Source organism: Sphingobacterium tabacisoli (assembly GCF_017908035.1).
Lineage (GTDB): Bacteria > Bacteroidota > Bacteroidia > Sphingobacteriales > Sphingobacteriaceae > Sphingobacterium > Sphingobacterium tabacisoli.
Window position 1 is genome coordinate 1,919,481 of the sequence record NZ_JAEQMU010000001.1, and the last position, 19,404, is coordinate 1,938,884.

A 19,404-nucleotide genomic window follows, 5' to 3' on the forward strand; every position below is an offset into this window, starting at 1 on the left:
CATAGTCCGCGAGTTAATTACCGCTGATTCTTGTTGATTTTAGATTCGTCGGCCACTCCATCTGCTTACCGTTCTTATCTATCGGCAGTACAATTCTATCCCGCGATACCAGCTCTGGTTCTTCACAGGCTAGGTATGTTAAAATAGCAACGATAATGGCATTTTGCCGAACGTCATCAAATACTATCTTATCATAAGTGTCGCGATTGGTATGCCAAGTCAGTTTACCATAATCCCATGATGTAGACGATAGTCCAAATGCAGGTATGCCTCGTTGCACAAAGGAAGAGTGGTCACTGCCACCAGTTCCTGGCATTCCCGGGAATGTAGTCTGAATCTCCTTGCGGAACTCTTCGGGCAGGTATTGAAGCCAACGGCCAATGTATTCATACGATTTTTCAAAACCACTACCAGCAATGCGCACAATTCTTCCGGTTCCGTTGTCCTGATTCCATACCACCTGAATATTCTTAGCGATCTCAGGATGATCTTCTACAAAAGCCGAAGATCCATTCAACCCTTGTTCCTCACTGCCCCAATTTCCCACCAAGATAGTCCGCTTATTATTCGGATATACCTTCTGTAAGATACGCACCGCTTCCATCATCGTGATTACTCCTGTCGCATTATCGGTTGCTCCTGTTCCGCCATCCCATGAGTCTAAATGCGCCGACAACACCACATATTCATTCGGCTTTTCTTTACCTTTTATCTCAGCAATACTGTTATACGTTTTTGCCGTACCGAGCTCCTTCGAATTACCTTCCAGCAGAACCCTAGGCTTAACTCCTCTCTCGGCCATGCGATATAGCGTACCATAGTCTTCCAAAGCTATATTGAACACAGGAATCCGCTTTGACTTGGCATCAAATATCCGTGTCAATCCAGGTAATTCAGTCCAATAAGAGTCCATTACCGCCAGCGCTCCTGCATCCTCAAGAGCCAAAGGCAGGGTACGTCTAGTGTACCCCGTATAAGACATACTGAGGTCCCACTTTTTCTGTTGTTCATTTTTTAATCTCTGGTGTTTATCATAGCCTTGATCCGAAGCCGATTCTTTCCAATTTGCATCGGAACGACCAGATATAGGATTCATACCGATCAAAACAATCTTACCTTTTACAGTCTTTAACCAAGCCTGAAAATCGGTCGCCGAGTTAAAAACTGGCATCGCTACCACTTCGGCTTCTACTCCCTTACTTTTCGTCGCAGGGCTAAATGCCAGTTGGGTACCTTCTAACGACTTCACTCGGGGAAATGTCATGGTAGCCTGCGAAGTACCCCTATCCCATGAACGCCACTCACCATAAACTTCATTACGTGCCACAGCCCCTAGCTCCGTATATGTTTTCACCACCCAGTCGTGCGCCTGTTGCATCTGTGGACTTCCCACCAAACGTGGTCCTATCATATCCACCAGTTCGAAGGCATAGTTCTTCAGATAGGAATTAGTATTCGCTTCCTGAACGATAGCAGAGACAACAGCATCCTTATCCTGTGCAACAGCAGAGGCTGTGCAAACAAGCATGCCTGCCAGTCCCAAAGATTTTAAAATTGTATTTTTTCTCATCAGTATATAATTAGCTCATTCTAAATCTACTAAAGATAGTACATAAAATGAACTAAATACACAATAAGATATAGATTGCTTAGGCCTTTGCGGGATATCAGTTCAAAGACCATTCGACAAACGAATGCATCACCTCTTTCCAATGAGGCTTGCTATGATCCGCTTTCCCTTCATTTACTTCAAAGAAATTATGTTCCAGGTTAGCATATCTCCTATAAGTCAGATTATCCTTATGCTCTCTGATAAAATACAAAGGAATCAGGTCACACAGATCGCTGATAATATCTGCTGTACCATAGGCTAGATAAATAGGCTTTTCCAATTTAACCAAATAATCAATAGTAGGTTTAGAAAAGGAATGCCAAGCCACTAGATTAGAATCTTCTTTTCTTTTCTGGGCATCATTTGCCTCCCGATAAAATTGATAAAGCCCCTCTATTTTTTCATTAGCCTGCTCCCAGGATATAATCTTATTCTCAGCATCTTTTCTCGCTTGGCGGACAAGCTGGTCAATCCGTCCAAAAGCATTGAAACCAAACAGTCCTAACTTGGATATACGGTTATATTTCATGGCGATATCCAAAGCAATCTTTGAACCCTGAGAGTGTCCTGCAACAACGAGTTTCGAGTTGTCCACCCAATCTTGTTCTTTTAAGAAGTCCAGCACTTCGATCGCCCGATTGGTATAATTTTCTAAATAATCTGCTTCTTGAAATTCTTGTGTTGGTATATTCTTATCTTCAGAATTGCCAAAATACCAATACGAATTGTTGACTTGATTTTCGTTTACCATTAGCGGAGTATGAGGCATAGAAACAACCACCAGATGATAGTGTTTTACAATCTCCTGATAATCAAAATTGGAGATACCGCCAGCCATCATCCAAGGTCCCTCTTTTTCGAAGTTGATATACAGAGGAAGAGGCAATGAACCTTGACACCAAAGGAATATAGGTTTTCGTTCCTTGACATCTTTATCAATCACCAAAAAAGTCGTCGAATCTACTCCTTTACCAAGTGTAAAACTTGTCGTCTCCTGATTGATAATGCGCTTATCCTGAGAAAAGCCTACCGAATATGAACATATCAAAAGTATCATTAATATAACCACTTTGACGGAGCTATACGTATGGGCAGTATTCGCTACTCTTCTTTTGATTCCAATAATCTGAAGCATACTTTAATATAAAAAAATAGAATGATTTCAGCTCTTTTGAGCCCAATGGTTTATATGTATAGACATTTTATGTCTCTGAGCTAGCGAAAAGAATGATAACAAAACAGACCGTTCACAAACCTTAGAGACACAATAGAGATTCTTTATTTACTTTTTGCTTTCGCCGTTTTCTTTACCAAGCCCTTCAGCTCTGTTTTCAAACCAGCTATTTCCTTATTTGCAATTTCCAGTAGTTCAGTTTTCTCCTCCAGCTCCCGTTGCATCGTTACAACCCTCAGTTCCAACACACTAATCTTACGCGAATTTGTTCTTCTGACCGTAGTAAGCAAATCTTCTAAGGTATACAGCAGGTACGAACGTAGTCCGACTCTATCGATGTCAAGAGAATAACCATCAGCTTCTTTACCCCCTTTGCCCTCTTTTTCATACACCAGCCCCATATCCATCAACCATGCTACGCCGTTCTTGTCTACCTCTACGTTATTTGCGTTTCTTTTTATCTTGATCGTCTTCTTTCCCCGTTCTAAGTTCTTCGATCTCAAAACCCGGATAATGGGCATAAGGCGGTGCTCTAAGAGTACTAATAGTTGATTAGGAGACTCATTGGTAAGAATTTTTTTTGCAAGTTCTGCCGGCTCACTGCTATTCATGCCGACGAAAAAATTCACCCAGGTACTAGAACATATCTCCTTTTTCGGAGGCATATTCCAGTTAATACCCATATTACTTTGTATAAAGACCGTTGGATACCACACCAGCCTATCTAAATCTTCACAGGTCTCTTGAAATGTTCTTAAGCTCATTACTATAACTTAACTAATATCTGTTTCTTTTACACTGCTCCGTCTGCTAACAAAATCATTCTAAATATATTCATTTGGATGTATATATAGTTTTGATGTTCAAAACTATCAGTTTTCAACACCCCTTCACGATAATTGTTAACCTCAAGGTTAAAAAAAACTATATATATTGACATTCAGCTCCGTAATGGGGGAAGTCGAATCGGCTTAATCTTTTTTTCATACCTTTGCAAAAAAAAGATCATGTTTTTCTATTTAAAAATTAGCTAAATAAATTCTTCCCTGTTATCTCACGATAATAGACCTATGTATTGTTAGAAACCAACTTCTGGTTTCTAGGAGAATTTTATTATCTAATATTTTTAAAATGAAAAATCAAAAAAAGTCATTTATTTGGCTTATTATATTTCTTGTTGGGTTTCCGCAAATCAGTGAAACCATATACACCCCTTCCCTTTCCGAACTTGCGACACACTATGGTGTCACAGGCAATCAGATCCAACAAACACTCAGCATCTATTTTGCTGGATTTGCGATTGGCGTATTCCTATGGGGGATACTATCTGATTTTATCGGACGAAAATCAGCTATGCTTATCGGTATTGTAATATATATCGCAGGTTCTTTTTTATGCCTACATGCCGTTGATTTTCAAGCATTACTTTTGGCCCGGTTCGTACAGGCAGTAGGTGCCTCAGTCGGTTCCAATGTTAGCCAGACCATTCTACGTGATACCTATAGTGATAAAGAGCGTATTGCTGTATTCAGCAAAATATCTGCAGTTTTGGCTTTTTCCCCTGCTATAGGCCCTTTACTAGGTAGTGTTGTAGCCTCGATCTGGGATGTCTCTATGTTGTTCAAACTGTTGATTTTAATAGGCGGTATCGCCCTACTTTGGTCTATCACCGGATTGGTGGAGACCTTAGATTTCGAATCAAAGCCAAAATATGACTTCAAAAAAATCGGTAGAAACATTATTTCAGACCGTTCATTTTGGATTCTTGGCGGTCTCATTGGCACAATCAACGGTGTTATTTTCAGTTATTATGGAGAAGCCCCATTTGTCTTTATCGAGCAACTGAACTTTTCACTGATCGAATACGGATGTATCGGTTTTCTAGTCGCGTTTGCTAGCTTTTGTGGAGCTAAATTCTGTAAACGAATCGTTGCCCGAAAATCGCCCAAATATGTACTGTATTTTGGAAATTTCACATTTCTACTGGGGATTCTGATTTATCTTTTTGCTGTTCTTTTATGTGCAGATTGGAAATTGGTCCTTATCATACTGCTGTTGCTCGCCATATTCGTCATGATGTTTGGCATAACTTGTATGCTTCCCATCTGTCTGAGCAATGCACTAATCCATCACAAAGCATATTTGGGGATAGCTGGAGCCATCCTTGGTTTATATTACTATGCTATAGTCGGAGGAATCACTTGGGTGACTAGCTATTTTCACAGTAGCTCACTCCTAGTTTTCCCTATATTGCTGTTATGCTGGTTTACTATCAATACAGGATTAATTAGGTTGAACAACAAATAAATTGATCCCAATCCATTAAACAGAAATCCCGTCATTCTATAACAGAAAGACGGGATTTTTATTTTCCTATGTTCCGGAATAAACCTTGAGCATATCAATATGCATGATACCATCTTCGTCATAGGGTTCTCCATCTGGGAAAAAGCCCAGCGACTGGTACATCTTCGAAAGATGATGCTGTGCTCCAATCTTAATATCCACGTTCCCAAAAATCGCATAACAGGCCTTGATAGCCTCGTCTACAATCGTATTCCCTAAACCTTTTCCTCTAAAATCCGGGTTCACTAAAACCCTTCCCAAAGAAACCTGTTCGTACGATAATCCTGCAGGCAACACCCTACTATATCCGGCCAAGTGGCCGTCCACATAGAGCAGTACATGATGGGATTTGAGGTCTTTACCATCGGGGTCGAGATAGATACAGTTTTGTTCTACCACAAAAACCTCACTGCGTAGACGCAATACTTCATACAGCTCTATATTTGTCAGTTCATCGAAAGACTTAAGGACCACACTTACCTTCATTACTTCTATTTTGTTTGTTGTACAAATATCCGCTATAGGATTTAAAAGCTATAATTTTCTATTAAAATTACAGGCTCATGTGCAAAATAGGATATGCCTTACCTTGACCATCGCATTCCGAACGGCCTGTCGTACGGAATCCCATATGTTTATAGAAACCTACAGCCTGCGCATTCTGCTCGTTCACATCCACCTTAGACACCTGCAAATTAGCTATTCCATAGGTCACTAACTTTCTCCCAACTCCCTTCCCCCTGCAATCGTTATGGATAAAAAGCATTTCCAAAGAATCGCCAGCAGTACCTATAAATCCCACCAAAACGCCCTCTTCTTCAAAACCCCAGAGGGTCACCTGTTCAAAATAAAAAGGCAATTGCGCTTGGTAATATTCAAAGTCTTCTCTTTTTAGAAAATCATGGGTATGCTCCACAGCACTGGTCCATATTTCTTTCATCCGCGGATAATCCGCCTTTTCTATTTTTCTAATCATAGTTCTACATCATAAGAATTGCAAAATTCGTTACTTATGTCGAGGATATACTGAACCTGGGTTAAAAAATACGCTTCCGTATCCTGCTCAAAGCCTGGGGCGTTATTCCCAAATACGACGCAATATCTTTCAACGGGATATAATTCATTGCTTTGCCATATTCTTCCATCATCTGCAGATAATACTGCTCGGGAGAATATTTTATTAGGTCCAGATTGCGTTTCAACAACCTAGCCAATAGTTTAGCAGTCAAATCTCCAAATAGGTCTTTAAGGTTTGGAATTGCCTCATAAAGCTGGAGTGTCTGCTTCCGATTGATACGATAAACTGTACTATCGACCAGCATCTGCACATTAAACGCAGATCTTTCCTGTAGTGTAAATGATATATTTGACAGGGAGAATGTTCCTTCTTTGCAGAACCAAAATATTTGCTCCGTCCCCTCGTGGTTGCGTGTCCAACATCGTGCTATCCCCTCGGCTATGAAATAACTATAAGGCTCAATCTCCCCTTCCTCAATGAGAAAACTATTCTTTTTGAGACTTATCTCCTCAAAAAAAGAATCGAATAAGCTTGACTCATGGGGCGTGATTATGTGTGAATCCACATGAAACTCTGCAAACAGTTTTTCTAAAAGCATATCCTATCCATTACTTTAATACACAAAACAACGTCTAAAATAGAACATATCAAGACTATAATTCATAAAAATGTATATTTACATGTTATGTTTAGCGAAATAAAATACACCAAAGACCATGCTAATCTCAGTGTTGATGATCCAAGAAAAAACGATTATTACACCATATTACTCTGTGATTCTGGCTCCGCTAATATCAAAATAGGCTTCCATGAGTTTGAACTGAAGCCCCATGGGATCGCTATCTTATCCCCCAATACGATATTTTCAATTAGCCGTATTTCCAGTGACTTAAATGTAAAACAGATCTTTTTTACAAAACCTTTCTTACAGAAAATCTTCATCAAAGAAGATATTGTGGAGGAGCTCTTATTATTGAACAGCAATTACCCTCCATTTTATGAATTACATAATAGATTTGATATCGTACTCAATAGATTTCTGTCCTTAGAGAGAGAGCTGAACACTCAATATGCTTATCACTTGGACATAGCTCGATTGATGGTGATAGAAATTCTCTATGAATACAACCGAGCCTGTGAATACTGTTTATTAGGTTTTGAAAAAAATATGAACCGTAACTATCAACTGACTTACGAATTCAAAAAATTGGTTGATGAACGATTTTCTAGCTGGAACACTATTGGTTTCTATGCTTCTCATTTTGGAATTTCGGCCAAACATCTGACAGAGGTAGTAAAAGCAGAAACCGGACATACAGCCTTGCAGATCATTCACGAACGTCTACTCCTAGAAAGCCAATATCTTCTAAAGCATACTACCTTATCGATCAAAGAATGTGCACATATACTTGGTTTTGAAAGTGCCTCTTATTTCTCTCGCTTTTTCAAAAGTCACACCTCGGCCTCTCCTATTGCATTTAGAAAGGAGAATCCGTAAAATTTAAACTTTAATCCGAAGTTCTGATATTTTCATTCCATTCATTCCTTTTCAACTTTGTACTATTACGATTTAAGAGGATAAAAAATGAATAATACGACAACATCAAACAAGATTCAAGAGGCCACTTGGTCAGACCTTTTTTCGAAGGATAATGCCCTAAAAGCAGTTATATTAGCTCTTGGCGTAATGCTTCATGCGACCAACGTATATCTGGCAACAACTATAATGCCTTCTATTGTAAAAGAAATCGGAGGGCTTGAATACTATGCATGGAATACCACTCTGTTTGTGGTTGCTTCTGTTATTGGCTCCGTATTATCTGCCAACCAGATGGCCAGTCATGGTCCTAAAAGAGCTTATCAAATCGGTATTGTGATATTTTCTATCGGTACAGTGATTTGTACTTTTGCTCCAAGCATGCCCATATTATTGGTAGGACGATTTATACAGGGCTTCGGAGGAGGGCTTTTATTTGCATTATCTTATGCCATGATTAGGCTGGTCTTTACAGAAAACCTTTGGTCCAGGGCAATGGCCTTAGTTTCTGGCATGTGGGGCATTTCAGCGTTCTCAGGCCCTTTTATAGGAGGAGTATTTGCAGAGCATGCGCATTGGAGATGGGCTTTCGCCTTTCTATTATTCTTTTGTCTTTTCATTTTTGTAACAGCCTCTATTGTACTCCCTAAGCACCGAAACAGTGATGGAGTGCAAGCCCCTCCTTATCTAAAGCTTTTGCTCCTAATCCTTGCTGTTCTTGCTGTCTCAATAGGCAGTGTTCAAAAAAGTGGTGCTGAAAACGTTTTGGGAGTTCTGGTCGCGCTATTGTTTTTGGTGTTACTCATTCTCACGGAAAAAAGGTATAATCCTAGGTTGCTTCCTAGTGGTGCTTATACTATATCTTCCGCATTAGGTTCGACATACGCAGTCATGGTACTGTTGACCATAGCTACTTCTATTGAAATCTACGTCCCTTATTTCGCACAGGTCGTCAACGGTTTCTCTCCTTTAGGAGCAGGCTATCTTACCGTGCTAATTGCTTTCGGATGGACACTATCATCTATTACTTTTTCAGGCTACAAAGGTAATTCGGTAAACAAAATCATCATATTGGGTGCTTCACTTATGTTTTTGGGACTGTTAGGACTAGCCTACATTACAGCGACAGGCTCACAGGCTTCAACTCTGACCATCTTCTTTACAGGATTGTTTTTACTAGCCATCGGTGCTGGAATAGGTATGGGCTGGCCTCATTTATTAACTAGGGTGTTTTCATTAGCTCCTACCGGACAAGAGAATATGACGTCGGCTTCTGTCACGACAGTACAACTTATAGCAACCTCATTTGGTGCATCCCTCGCAGGATTGGTAACGAACCTAAGCGGGATAGCGGACAGCTCTAAACAATTAGGAGCTATTAATGCCTCTATTGTTCTCTATGGTTCCTTTGCAATCGCTCCGCTACTGGCACTTCTTATTTTAATACTTACCCTAAGACAAATCAAGCGGAAAACTACCGCTACCCCACATTGACGATATCCTTAGACATCACATGCTGTGGGCCCTTTATTCCTTCATGTACTTTTCCTGCATCGATATAACCGGACCGGAGATATAAATTGTAAGCAACTTCGTTGTCCAAATTAACGCCAAAGACGATTTCATTGACCTCAGTAAAGTGAAGCTTAACAAAAGAAGGCAGTAGTAACATTGTTTCCTTCGCTACTCCTTTTCCCTGAAATTGAGGCATAACGGAAAGCGCTCTTAGCAGAATTGATTTCGGATTATCAGTATACATAAAACGGTCTTCTGAAAGGTCTAAAGAAAAAAATCCTGCAGGTTTTTCATCATAAAGGATACAGTACTGGAAGCGATTTTCTTTGTTCAAAATCAGAGGATCCTTCAAAATCCTTCTTGGCAAATCTGTAAATTGAGCTTGCACTTCATCCAGTTCATAAGAGCTGAGGTCGGTAAAATACTTTTCGTGATATAGGGCTATCTTAACCATAATATGATGACCATTTACGTTAGAGCAAAGATAAATTCTTTCTTTAAACATATTCAGACACCGTGTATTTCTTTATGCTATGCGCCTTTTTTAAACACCAATAAACATATCTTTTTAACTTTTCATGTTGTTTGGTGTTGATTTTTTATCAATATTGTCAAAAAAAAAAGAATGGAAGCAATTTTCACGAAAGTCTCCAGCGAATGGAAAAGAAAGCCTTATTTCGATTATTTCTACTATACAATCAAGACAAAATACAATATAACCCACCACGTAGACATTACTGCTTTTCTTTCTGAAATCAAGCGTAATGGTTTCAAGTTTTACCCTTCATTTCTTTTTGTCATCATGAAGGCTATCAATCAAAATGAGGCATTTAGGATGAGTTTTAATGAAGATGGAGATCTGGGAATCTGGAACTATGTAAATCCCTCTTATACCATCTTTCATGACGATGACAAGACATTCTCGGATGTATGGAGTTATTACAAACCTGATTTCCGTGAATTTTATCAGGAGGTAACGAGTGATATAGAAAAATACAAAGACGTCAAAAAGATTAAGGCGAGAGAAGGTAGACCCGCGAATTTCTGTCCGCTATCCGTACTTCCCTGGTTAAGTTTTGAAAGCTTTAGTCAGGATACCTATCAGGAGAGCAACCTCCTTTTTCCTATCATCCGCTTTGGGAAGTATTATGAGCGGGATGGCAGACACCTCATCCCTGTTTCCGTATTCGTCAACCATGCTGTAGCCGACGGTTACCATACCTCCAAGTTGATAAACGACATCGAAGAACTGGGTAATACTATCAACGGGTGGATGTAGGCTCTTGCTTACTGCCTGTATAGTCGTATACATTTCCCCTGCTATCTTCGAATGTGATATTGCGCTTTGTAGAACCTGTCACTTTTCTGAATCCGGCAACATCAGATATGTCAAGTTTTTGATCTTCAAAATAGACCGCATTATTATCTTTACCTACCCGCCCCTCCAACAATTGGTAGGTTTTTGAATCAGCACCTGGTATACGTTTTAGGTTGTAATAGACATAATTTTTATCTTTTGCGATCAACTCGTTATTGGTCTTAAACAGTACCTGCAAGCTTTTGGGATCGGCATACGGAATCGGCTCACCAAAAACAAAAACGGTGGTTTGGGTTTTCAAAAGGTCATCGTCAATCACTTCAATGGGGAGACTCGTACCTGGTATTTCATTTTCTATAATCCCTCTTTTTTGGAAGGGCTGATAATACCACAACTTGTTCCCGTTGACCAGTATGTATTCTTTATTGACAGCCTCTGCTTTATCCAAAGATTTGCTCACGTTCAAAAAACCATTGCTGTTAGTTAGATAAATACCTTCTTTATCCTTCATAAAACGTTCGTTGAGGAACTCAAAGCTGGCGTAATCTACATTAATAAGGCTATTACGATAATAATAATGCTGCTTATCCTTTGCAAATGAACTGTAAGGACTACTTAATCGTTGAAATGAAACGGGATCGGCCTGATCTATTGGCGATAGTATATCTTCCCCCTGTCGATTGAAATCTATCGCATCACCACCGTAGCAATATACATGTGATTTGTCTTTAATTACACCTTTTTCAACGCTAAAAGAAGCAACATCTATATCCTCCTGCTTACTTCCCCGAAAATAAACATGACGGCTATCTTTTCCATAGGTTTCCGCAATCGGTTCAAAGGATGCCGGGTCTGCATCCATTTTCTTAGAACCCCGCTCGAAGCTGTTTCCGCCAGGAATAAAATAGACACTGCCACGCTTGATGTAGTAAGATTCTGACTTGGTAGAGTCAATTACCTTTCCACAGGAAGCACAGGTCACCATCATCGTCAATAATTGAATAGCAGAAAAAATCTTGTTTCGCATGCAGGTTTCTATTTTTCCATAAAGCTAGGAATTACGATCAAAACAATGTTTTGCTTTTTACGATCCGTCACTTTCATTTATAATCTGCCCCTGTCTACAGCATCTTTTTATTAGAATAATTATATATTTAGCAGTGTATTAAAAAATAAGATGCATAAAGCGTATGAATGATAAGGAAAATAAAGATGCTATGCAGGAACTGGCATCGCAGCTCCGCTGTCCTTCGGGACATCAGGCCGAAGCCATTGCAGACAATATGTCTATCTCCAACCATACCATGATACAAGAAGCGATCTATACGTTAACCTTAGCGGATAAGAGCACGATACTGGAGATCGGTTTCGGTAATGGTAAGCATATCGCTCAACTGCTCGATGTATCGCCCAGCATAAAATACTACGGCATCGAGGTCTCGGAGGCCATGCATAATCTCGCTGTCCATCACAACCAATCTGCCATCGAGACCGGCAGGGCTCACTTCACTAAAGTAGATGGCAGTGGCTTACTCCCTTTCCCGGATAATCATTTTACACATATTTTTTCGGTAAACACCTTGTACTTCTGGCCCGATATTGAGCTTTCACTACGAGAAATACACCGCACATTACAAGATGAAGGCCAGTTGGTACTCACATTCGTAGAAAAGGAGTTTGGATCGAAGCTTCCTTTTACACAACATGGGTTTACTTTGTATACGGACGACGAGCTTGCAGAATACCTCTATGAGATTGGATTTAAAGAGATACAATCTATGACGTACCATGATGATACCATCAGTAAAGATGGAACGCCTGTAAAACGTACTTTCCTAACGGTACATGCTGTGAAAAGTGAAAATGGATAATAGCTGGACTACATGATACTAAAGTGCCGAAACATCATCAGTCCACCGATACCGATAGAAACAAAAGGATAGCCTTTCTGTAGGGGCATAGCATAATCATAGCCTACTCTACAGTGGAAAAATCCCTGATACTCTACGTAGAGGTGTGGACTCACACGAAACTGATTGTCCATTCCTTTATTAAAATCAAATAGGTAACCGGTCTGCACATTGGCTGAGACCAGGAAGTCTTTGTATCTATTATCAACTATATACCGGACAAAGCCGAGTTGTGGGGCTAAGCCTGAAGGCTGTTTAGAATTTTTACTGGTGTAATCTACCCCTACCGTAAAGTCGTAATTCTTATCGGTGTTAAATACGAGAGGCACATTCAGTGCGGCCTGAAACATAGGCCTTTTATCTTGCTTCATTCCTAAACTGAAAATTTGGGCAACGGCTCCCGATATACCGAAAAAAACAGCTAATATTAGATACAGGCAATATCTCTTCATGAATAAAGCACAGCAATATATATGCCTTAATTTATCATTTAGATTATTTCTTGTCAAACAAACCATTACAAATCGAACATTAGTCTATAAAAATTGAACATTCCTTTATCTAAGGAAAGGCTATCTTTGTATACTTCTCGAACAAGGTTACCAAAAAAAAGTACTATGAAGCTACCCTTTGAATCTTATAATCCAGCTTGGAAAACAACGTTTGAAGGCCTCAAAGAAGAAATCGGGCAAAAATTGGCTGAGGTTTCTCCACGTATCGAACATATCGGAAGCACATCTGTAGAGGGGCTTTCTGCCAAACCTATCATTGACATTATGATTGGTGTTGCAGATAATAGAGAATTGGATAAGGTACCTCCTCTTTTGGATAATGGGAGTTATGTATACTATGAAAAGTATAACGATGATATGCCTTACCGCCGATTTTTCGTTCGTTTGACAGACAATGCGGTAGACCTAGGCTTACCTCTTGTTATCCAGGAGAAAGACGAAATCCCCGAATGTATGCATGACCACGCTTTACGTATGGCGCACATCCATGTCATGCCCAGCAGCTCGGAACATTGGTTGAGACATCTTGCTTTCCGGGATTATCTACGTGAACATCCTGCTGTTGTACAAGAATACCAAATATTGAAAGAGCGACTAATACAGCAGGAATGGAAAGATGGCAACGACTATAATGCAGGGAAAGACGTATTTTTAAAAAGAGAAGAACAGAATGCCCTTAAGTGGTATAAAGAATCTGAACATTAATGACACAGGAAAACATACAAATCAACGGAGCAAATTATACGTTCCATATACAATATCAACAGGAAGAAAGCTTACGTTTGGAATTCAAACGAATGACCAATAGCTTTTGGGGCTTTGATTTTGAAAACTACTATCAGTCGGGCTATTGGGACAATAGTTGCATTTTATATTCACTCTTCGATGGGGCTAAAATTATATCCCATGCTACGGTCACTCTTTTTGATGCAGAGGTGCTCGGTGAATCAAAAAAACTGTTGCAAATCGGTACGGTAATGACAGACGAACACTACCAGAAAAGAGGCCTTGGACGCTTTCTAATGGAACGCATACAGGCTGATTTCAACCAAAAGAGTGATGGCATGTTCTTATTTGCCAATGAAACAGTTCTTGATTATTATCCAAAATTCGGTTTGGTTCCAGCCCCGGAGTTTATTGCTGTACAACAGGTGAACAATACCATATCTGACCAGAAGCCGTCTAGCCGAAAACTGAATCTGGATACTGCCGAGGACTTACACTTATTCGAAGGCTTGGTAGACCGCAATGTTACAAATAGCGCAGTGAGCTGTAAAAACAAAGGGCTTAGCTTCTTTTACACCTATGCCTATCCAGAAATGGGCTTTAAAGATTCCATCTACTTTATTGAAGCACTAGATTGCGCTGTAGTAGTGGAGCTAGCGGACAGCACCTTGCGTATCATCGAACTTTTTAGCACGAACAAGGTTAATCTACAAGACGTTATTACTGCTTTAGGGGACTTGACGTTTGATAAGGTTTCCTTAGGCTTTACACCGCTTGAAGGGGATTTTGACTTTGAGCCGTGGCAGGATGATGACTTGCACCTTTTTGTTTCTCCAAATTTGAAACAGGCTTTCGAAGAAGGCAAACTTGTCATCCCTTTCTTATCACACACCTAACATAGACCGAAAATATATGCAAATACGAAAACTAACGAATCAGGATATTCCGGACTTGCTCCTTGCCATCAATGGTTCGTTTGCGGACTATATCGTTCCTTTCCAACTAAACAGCGAACAGCTGGATTTTAAAATGACATCGGAAGACATTCAAATGGACTATTCAGTTGGTGTCTTTGAAGATGGAAAATTGGTCGCGTTCATAATGCATGGCCTACGCCCTATGGGTAATGACTATAAGGTTTACAATGCCGGAACAGGTGTCCTTCCTGATTACCGAGGAAGGGGACTCGTAGGCCAAATGTACGCTCATATCGTCCCATTTCTTCAAGCTCAAGGCGTAAAAAAAATGGTACTCGAGGTTATAGAAAGTAACCGATCTGCTATCCGTGCGTATGAAAAAGAAGGCTTTACGATAAACCGTAAGCTACTGTGCTTCTCGGGTACGCTGGAAAACGTTAATGAGAACAGCATAGCATTACTAAAGACTTTGTCTTCGCTCCCTTGGGATGCACTATCGGATTTTTGGGATATTACACCGAGCTGGCAAAGTGATATCCGAAGTATGCAACTTGTACCTCCGTCTATCCTTGGAGCTTTTATCGCGGATGAACTGGTGGGCTATATTCTTTTTAATACAACAAAAAGAAGGATATACCAACTCGCAGTAAGCCCTAGCCAACGTCATAAAGGCATAGCCCAACAGCTCACCATGGCCGTACAACAGCAGATTCCAGCAGAAACCATACAGGTAAACAATGTGGACGAAGCATCTACTGATCTAGAATTATTCTTAAAAAAACAGGGGCTTCAAAATGATATTAATCAATTGGAGATGACCAAAAGTATTTAAGCCAATGATACGATTAGCAGAAGAAAATGACTATGACCGTATGGTCGATATTTGGTTGGATGCTTCTATCAAAGCGCATCACTTTATCCCGGAGGGATATTGGAAAGATGGGGCTTCTGAAATGAAGGAAATCTATCTACCTCAAAGTCGGTCTTGGGTATATGAAGATGAAACTGGCCTTGTACAGGGATTTGTATCGCTATTGGATAATCATATTGCAGCTTTGTTCGTGGCTACGAGTCAACAGGGAAATGGCTTAGGCTCTCGCCTATTACGATTTGTCAAAACAAAATCAAGGCAATTGACATTAAATGTATACGCCGAGAACACTTCCGCTGTAGATTTCTACCGCCACCATGGTTTTCAGGTGGATGAGGAGCTGATAGATGAAGCAACTTCGGCCAAAGACCTGAAGATGAACTGGAATAGTAGTTTATTATAAAAACCGATAACAATGAACGAGTTCCTACAACATTTCTACTTGGATAAAGAGGAGCCAAATAAAGGTTGCCTACTTGCTTTAAGAACGATTATCTTGGGGCAAGACTCGATTGTCACGGAAACAACTAAATATGGAATGCCTTGTTTTTGTTATAAAAACAAGGCATTCTGTTATCTCTGGACGGATAAAAAAGAAAATGACCCTTATATATTGTTGGTAGAGGGTAAGCTTTTGGAACATCCGCTATTGGAAACAGGTAAGCGTTCGCGGATGAAGATACTCCGCATAAATCCCAACGATGACCTAGACCTGGAAGCTATCACCGAAATCCTTCAGCTAGCTTTGGATCTGTACCGCAACGGAACCATCAAGACCAAAAGTTAAGAAGACGCTATTTACTGCCTTATGCCTTCTTTTGTAATCTGGACATACTGAAAACTACCAGTAGCAACAGGATAGCAAAGAAGAGATAACGCCAAGCTAAATCTCCCTGGCTGGCCACCTCTCCACTGATGGATACCAACGAGCTGGCTACCGAAGTGATGATATAAACCAAACCTCCCATCAAGCCACCGGCAGTCCCTGCATTGGCAGGAAAGAACAACATACTACTGGTGAAAAAGCTGGTAAACAGAACGCCAGAAACAATATGGATTAAAAAGGCAAAGCCAACCATGACGTAGATACTCTGATAAACGGAACTGACTGCCAATAGTGCTATTATGGCTAGAAGCTGGACAGCTAAGGGCTTCCATACCCTTTGATCAAACTCGAGGTCCATGCGTTTTTTCGCAATAAATCCCCCTATCCCCCAGGAGAATCCAAGTAGCAGTGTACAGTAACCAATAGTGACAGAGGTAAAGTGGAAGGTATTTTCAATGATAAAAGGCCCTGTGATATTAAAGAGCATCACAATCGAGTAACTGATCCCGAGTACTAAGATACCAAGTATAAACAGCTTATTCTGGAGCATCTCTTTATAGACGAAAATATTATCCCGAAAATTAACTCTCTTGGTCTGTGCGATGCTCTCTCCACTGAAGGCTAGTTCAAAAACGAGTAATGCTCCTGCATAAAATGCCAGGAAATAAAAATTGGCTTTCCAATTAAACATCTTTTCCAAATAGCCTCCTAAAAACGGCGCCAATATAGGACCACAAGACCATACAATGGTAAAATAACTTAAGTAATTTTTAAGACGCTCCCCTTGGTATAAGTCGGCAAATAATGCCCTGGTAGCCACGACCAGTATAGATACAGCTATTCCCTGTATCGCTCTCCATAGACAGATAATAAAAACACTATCGGTATAGGTGATAGCCATGCTGCTCAACAAAAGGATGAACAAGGCTAATAATCTAGGGCGATAACGACCAATGCTATCCAAGATACTGCCGATAAACAGCTGCGAGATACCATAACTCAATAAATATGTCGTCAATGTCAATTGAATATCCCTTTCGTCAACACCAAGGTTTCTGGCCATCGCCGGAAATGAAGGCAAGTAAATATCCGTTACAAAACCTGATAGCGGCATAGATATAAATGCCATCAGTGTTACCAATTTAATCCGTTCCTGCGAAGCCTGTCTCAACATATCATTTGATTTATTATGAAACAAAAGTAGAGACTATCTCCTATTCACACATTTTACCTGACAAAGCAATAATTATAAAAATCAAAGATTACTTATTTTCCTGACGAAACCGTAGCGGAGCAACCTGCGCATTCTTCCTAAAAAAGTTATTGAAATGTGTTGGCTCCTCAAAACCCAAGGTATATCCGATTTCTGCGACATTCCAGTCGGTATAGGTTAGCAGATTCTTGGCTTCTTCGAATACCTTTCTTTTGATAAGCTGGGTAGTCGTTAGATTTGTAACTGATTTGACAGAAGCATTCAGGTGGTTGACATGCACATGTAAGCGAGTGGCAAAATCTGCTGCTGTACGCAATTCGAGTGGATAAGCGGGCGAATCCAACGGAAACTGTTTATGAAGCAACTCATCAAACATACGGTATATACGCACAGCTCCCGACTGATTCTCTACCTCCAAATCATCAACACGCCATTCCAATGCCAAGTGCAATATCGCGGCGAGATTGCTTTTTATAGCATTACACCGAAATGGGTAGTTGGAATGGTTCAATCGGTACATATTGTTAAAAAACGTCGTTACCGTCTGCAGCTGCTCTTCATCCAGGAAGATAATCGGTTTACTCCACTCTTTAAAAAGTGATGTTTTCTTGAAGGGTTCGAAAGCCTGACTTCCCGAAAAAAATTCTTGGTTAAACAGGCAGAAATAGCCTTCTTGCTGATTGGTGTCGCAGACCCAGGAATAGGGAATATTAAGTGCCGGCAAGAATAAAACAGGACGGTCTATATACAGTTCATGCTTACCATACTTGAACCATCCCTTCCCGATGATTAAACTAATTTTATAAAAATCGCGACGATTATAAGGAGTTTTGAAATCACAGTATTTGCGTGGCGAAATATTAAAATGTGATTTTCCAATTTCGAAATCATTGATTTCACCGTTGCTATCGTGTAGATGGCTCAACCGTTTGTAGTAATCTTCTAATGTTTCTAGTCGTTCACTCATGCAAATACAAAACTACAAAAATCAAACATTAATCGTTAAAACCAAAAATCTATCTAATGTAAAGATTGCTTCGCATAGCTCGCAATGACAGATTACGGTGAACTCGCAAGCTCGGTTTGTAAACTATCTCGTCATACCGAGCGTAGTCGAGGTATCTAGAAGCTATATAATTAACCCTATACAGTTGATAGCCCCATTCGACTCCACTGCATTCCGCTCAGGGTGACGTTGACTGTCATTAAAACTCCGCTGCGTTTGTTAAAAAAACTTACCTCTCGCAAAGACGTGCCGCCTACTCGTCACTGCGAATGCAGTGAAGCAGTCTCTATAGAAGATTGCTTCGCATAGCTCGTAAGGACGTACTAATTACTACTTCTTGTATTCTCTTTGCAATACGGCAAAAATCTCTCCATCGACAAAACGTCCTTTTTCAAAGAAGTAATCCCGTAATGTGCCTTCGGATGAAAGTCCTACTTTTTCCAATAATCTACGCGAAGCGATATTTGCAGGATCGATAAAGGCTTCTATCCGGTTAAGCTTAAACTGCGAAAAACCGTAATCCAATATACATTGAATTGCTTCGGTCATCATTCCTTTTTGCCAAAACCGGGGATGCAATTCATATCCTATCTCTGCCCGGCTATGCTCTGTGGCAAAATTATGAAAACCACAGGTACCGATCAGTTTTTCAGGCTCTTCCTTTAGACAGATAGCCCAACGGATGGTATCTTTCCGTACATAGCGATCCTCCCAGATCTTAACGAGATCATGTGCTTCCTTAATATCCTGAAATGTAGGTAGATCGAAAAACTCTGTAACCTCATCTTTGGAAAAATAGGAATACAGCGCCTCCGCATCGGAGGGCTGTATTTGTCTTAACTGTAAGCGTTCAGTACTTAACAGTGGAAATTTATCAAAACTCATAAGCCATAAAAGTACCTA

General features: G+C 40.2%; 22 protein-coding genes. 10 read left to right on the forward strand and 12 right to left on the reverse strand.

The features are described 5' to 3' along the window. Nucleotides 1-13: 13 nt before the first annotated feature. From JKG64_RS08140 to JKG64_RS08150, 3 genes are all read right to left on the reverse strand, one after another. The gene (locus JKG64_RS08140; protein WP_210353798.1) at nucleotides 14-1,570 is read right to left on the reverse strand and encodes a M20/M25/M40 family metallo-hydrolase; all 1,557 of its coding nucleotides are present in this window, start codon (nucleotides 1,568-1,570) and stop codon (nucleotides 14-16) included. A gap of 97 nt (nucleotides 1,571-1,667) precedes the next feature. After that, entirely contained in the window at nucleotides 1,668-2,747 is a 1,080-nt protein-coding gene (locus JKG64_RS08145) for an alpha/beta hydrolase family protein (protein WP_210353799.1), read from the reverse strand. Between the two features lie 143 nt (nucleotides 2,748-2,890). After that, complete coding sequence (locus tag JKG64_RS08150) at nucleotides 2,891-3,550, reverse strand: hypothetical protein (RefSeq protein WP_210353800.1); 660 nt, start codon at nucleotides 3,548-3,550, stop codon at nucleotides 2,891-2,893. A 367-nt stretch (nucleotides 3,551-3,917) separates the two neighbouring features. Between JKG64_RS08150 and JKG64_RS08155 the strand changes: the two genes are divergently transcribed. Then, a complete protein-coding gene (locus tag JKG64_RS08155) occupies nucleotides 3,918-5,093 on the forward strand; it encodes a multidrug effflux MFS transporter (protein ID WP_210353801.1) in 1,176 nt (391 codons plus the stop codon). A gap of 66 nt (nucleotides 5,094-5,159) precedes the next feature. Here JKG64_RS08155 and JKG64_RS08160 read toward each other — a convergent pair whose 3' ends face one another. The 3 genes from JKG64_RS08160 to JKG64_RS08170 all read right to left on the reverse strand — a co-directional run bounded on the left by JKG64_RS08160 (nucleotide 5,160) and on the right by JKG64_RS08170 (nucleotide 6,748). Continuing rightward, nucleotides 5,160-5,618 (reverse strand): GNAT family N-acetyltransferase, encoded by a 459-nt coding sequence (locus JKG64_RS08160; protein WP_210353802.1) that lies wholly within the window; start codon nucleotides 5,616-5,618, stop codon nucleotides 5,160-5,162. A 67-nt stretch (nucleotides 5,619-5,685) separates the two neighbouring features. Continuing rightward, on the reverse strand, nucleotides 5,686-6,108 hold the full coding sequence (locus JKG64_RS08165) for a GNAT family N-acetyltransferase (protein WP_210353803.1): 423 nt from the start codon (nucleotides 6,106-6,108) through the stop codon (nucleotides 5,686-5,688). Between the two features lie 61 nt (nucleotides 6,109-6,169). Continuing rightward, complete coding sequence (locus tag JKG64_RS08170; RefSeq protein WP_210353804.1) at nucleotides 6,170-6,748, reverse strand: Crp/Fnr family transcriptional regulator; 579 nt, start codon at nucleotides 6,746-6,748, stop codon at nucleotides 6,170-6,172. A gap of 87 nt (nucleotides 6,749-6,835) precedes the next feature. On the opposite strand from JKG64_RS08170, the gene JKG64_RS08175 reads away from it, so the two are divergent. After that, complete coding sequence (locus tag JKG64_RS08175) at nucleotides 6,836-7,648, forward strand: AraC family transcriptional regulator (RefSeq protein WP_210353805.1); 813 nt, start codon at nucleotides 6,836-6,838, stop codon at nucleotides 7,646-7,648. A gap of 87 nt (nucleotides 7,649-7,735) precedes the next feature. Next, nucleotides 7,736-9,181, forward strand: coding sequence for an MFS transporter (locus JKG64_RS08180; RefSeq protein WP_210353806.1), 1,446 nt, complete (start codon nucleotides 7,736-7,738; stop codon nucleotides 9,179-9,181). Here the strand turns inward: JKG64_RS08180 and JKG64_RS08185 are convergent. Continuing rightward, nucleotides 9,168-9,656, reverse strand: a complete 489-nt coding sequence (locus tag JKG64_RS08185; protein ID WP_210353807.1) for a GNAT family N-acetyltransferase — start codon at nucleotides 9,654-9,656, stop codon at nucleotides 9,168-9,170. The two genes, JKG64_RS08180 and JKG64_RS08185, sit on opposite strands and share 14 nt — an antisense overlap. 171 nt (nucleotides 9,657-9,827) lie before the next feature. On the opposite strand from JKG64_RS08185, the gene JKG64_RS08190 reads away from it, so the two are divergent. Further along, nucleotides 9,828-10,481, forward strand: a complete 654-nt coding sequence (locus JKG64_RS08190; RefSeq protein WP_210353808.1) for a chloramphenicol acetyltransferase — start codon at nucleotides 9,828-9,830, stop codon at nucleotides 10,479-10,481. Here the strand turns inward: JKG64_RS08190 and JKG64_RS08195 are convergent. Beyond that, complete coding sequence (locus JKG64_RS08195; RefSeq protein ID WP_210353809.1) at nucleotides 10,465-11,547, reverse strand: DKNYY domain-containing protein; 1,083 nt, start codon at nucleotides 11,545-11,547, stop codon at nucleotides 10,465-10,467. The genes JKG64_RS08190 and JKG64_RS08195 overlap by 17 nt on opposite strands. Before the next feature lie 163 nt (nucleotides 11,548-11,710). On the opposite strand from JKG64_RS08195, the gene JKG64_RS08200 reads away from it, so the two are divergent. After that, nucleotides 11,711-12,391, forward strand: coding sequence for a class I SAM-dependent methyltransferase (locus JKG64_RS08200; protein ID WP_210353810.1), 681 nt, complete (start codon nucleotides 11,711-11,713; stop codon nucleotides 12,389-12,391). A gap of 8 nt (nucleotides 12,392-12,399) precedes the next feature. Here the strand turns inward: JKG64_RS08200 and JKG64_RS08205 are convergent, their stop codons facing one another. Further along, a complete protein-coding gene (locus JKG64_RS08205; RefSeq protein WP_144062811.1) occupies nucleotides 12,400-12,801 on the reverse strand; it encodes a hypothetical protein in 402 nt (133 codons plus the stop codon). Nucleotides 12,802-13,047: 246 nt separating this feature from the next. Here JKG64_RS08205 and JKG64_RS08210 point away from each other — a divergent pair, with 246 nt between their 5' ends. Genes JKG64_RS08210 through JKG64_RS08230 form a run of 5 tightly spaced genes read left to right on the forward strand, consistent with a single transcriptional unit; the run spans nucleotide 13,048 to nucleotide 16,243 of the window. Beyond that, nucleotides 13,048-13,647 carry a GrpB family protein gene (locus JKG64_RS08210; RefSeq protein ID WP_210353811.1) on the forward strand — a complete coding sequence of 200 codons (600 nt, stop codon included), beginning with the start codon at nucleotides 13,048-13,050 and terminating at the stop codon, nucleotides 13,645-13,647. After that, on the forward strand, nucleotides 13,647-14,564 hold the full coding sequence (locus JKG64_RS08215) for a GNAT family N-acetyltransferase (RefSeq protein ID WP_210353812.1): 918 nt from the start codon (nucleotides 13,647-13,649) through the stop codon (nucleotides 14,562-14,564). Before JKG64_RS08210 ends, JKG64_RS08215 begins: the two co-directional genes overlap by 1 nt. Before the next feature lie 16 nt (nucleotides 14,565-14,580). After that, nucleotides 14,581-15,417, forward strand: a complete 837-nt coding sequence (locus tag JKG64_RS08220) for a GNAT family N-acetyltransferase (RefSeq protein ID WP_210353813.1) — start codon at nucleotides 14,581-14,583, stop codon at nucleotides 15,415-15,417. A gap of 4 nt (nucleotides 15,418-15,421) precedes the next feature. Next, on the forward strand, nucleotides 15,422-15,859 hold the full coding sequence (locus JKG64_RS08225) for an N-acetyltransferase (RefSeq protein ID WP_210353814.1): 438 nt from the start codon (nucleotides 15,422-15,424) through the stop codon (nucleotides 15,857-15,859). Between the two features lie 12 nt (nucleotides 15,860-15,871). Beyond that, nucleotides 15,872-16,243, forward strand: coding sequence for a DUF1801 domain-containing protein (locus tag JKG64_RS08230; protein WP_210353815.1), 372 nt, complete (start codon nucleotides 15,872-15,874; stop codon nucleotides 16,241-16,243). Nucleotides 16,244-16,262: 19 nt separating this feature from the next. Here the strand turns inward: JKG64_RS08230 and JKG64_RS08235 are convergent, their stop codons facing one another. The 3 genes from JKG64_RS08235 to JKG64_RS08245 all read right to left on the reverse strand — a co-directional run bounded on the left by JKG64_RS08235 (nucleotide 16,263) and on the right by JKG64_RS08245 (nucleotide 19,386). Then, nucleotides 16,263-17,456 (reverse strand): MFS transporter, encoded by a 1,194-nt coding sequence (locus tag JKG64_RS08235; RefSeq protein WP_210353816.1) that lies wholly within the window; start codon nucleotides 17,454-17,456, stop codon nucleotides 16,263-16,265. Nucleotides 17,457-17,544: 88 nt separating this feature from the next. Further along, on the reverse strand, nucleotides 17,545-18,462 hold the full coding sequence (locus JKG64_RS08240) for a helix-turn-helix domain-containing protein (protein ID WP_210353817.1): 918 nt from the start codon (nucleotides 18,460-18,462) through the stop codon (nucleotides 17,545-17,547). Nucleotides 18,463-18,831: 369 nt separating this feature from the next. Beyond that, nucleotides 18,832-19,386 carry a GNAT family N-acetyltransferase gene (locus tag JKG64_RS08245; protein ID WP_210353818.1) on the reverse strand — a complete coding sequence of 185 codons (555 nt, stop codon included), beginning with the start codon at nucleotides 19,384-19,386 and terminating at the stop codon, nucleotides 18,832-18,834. Nucleotides 19,387-19,404: the final 18 nt, after the last annotated feature.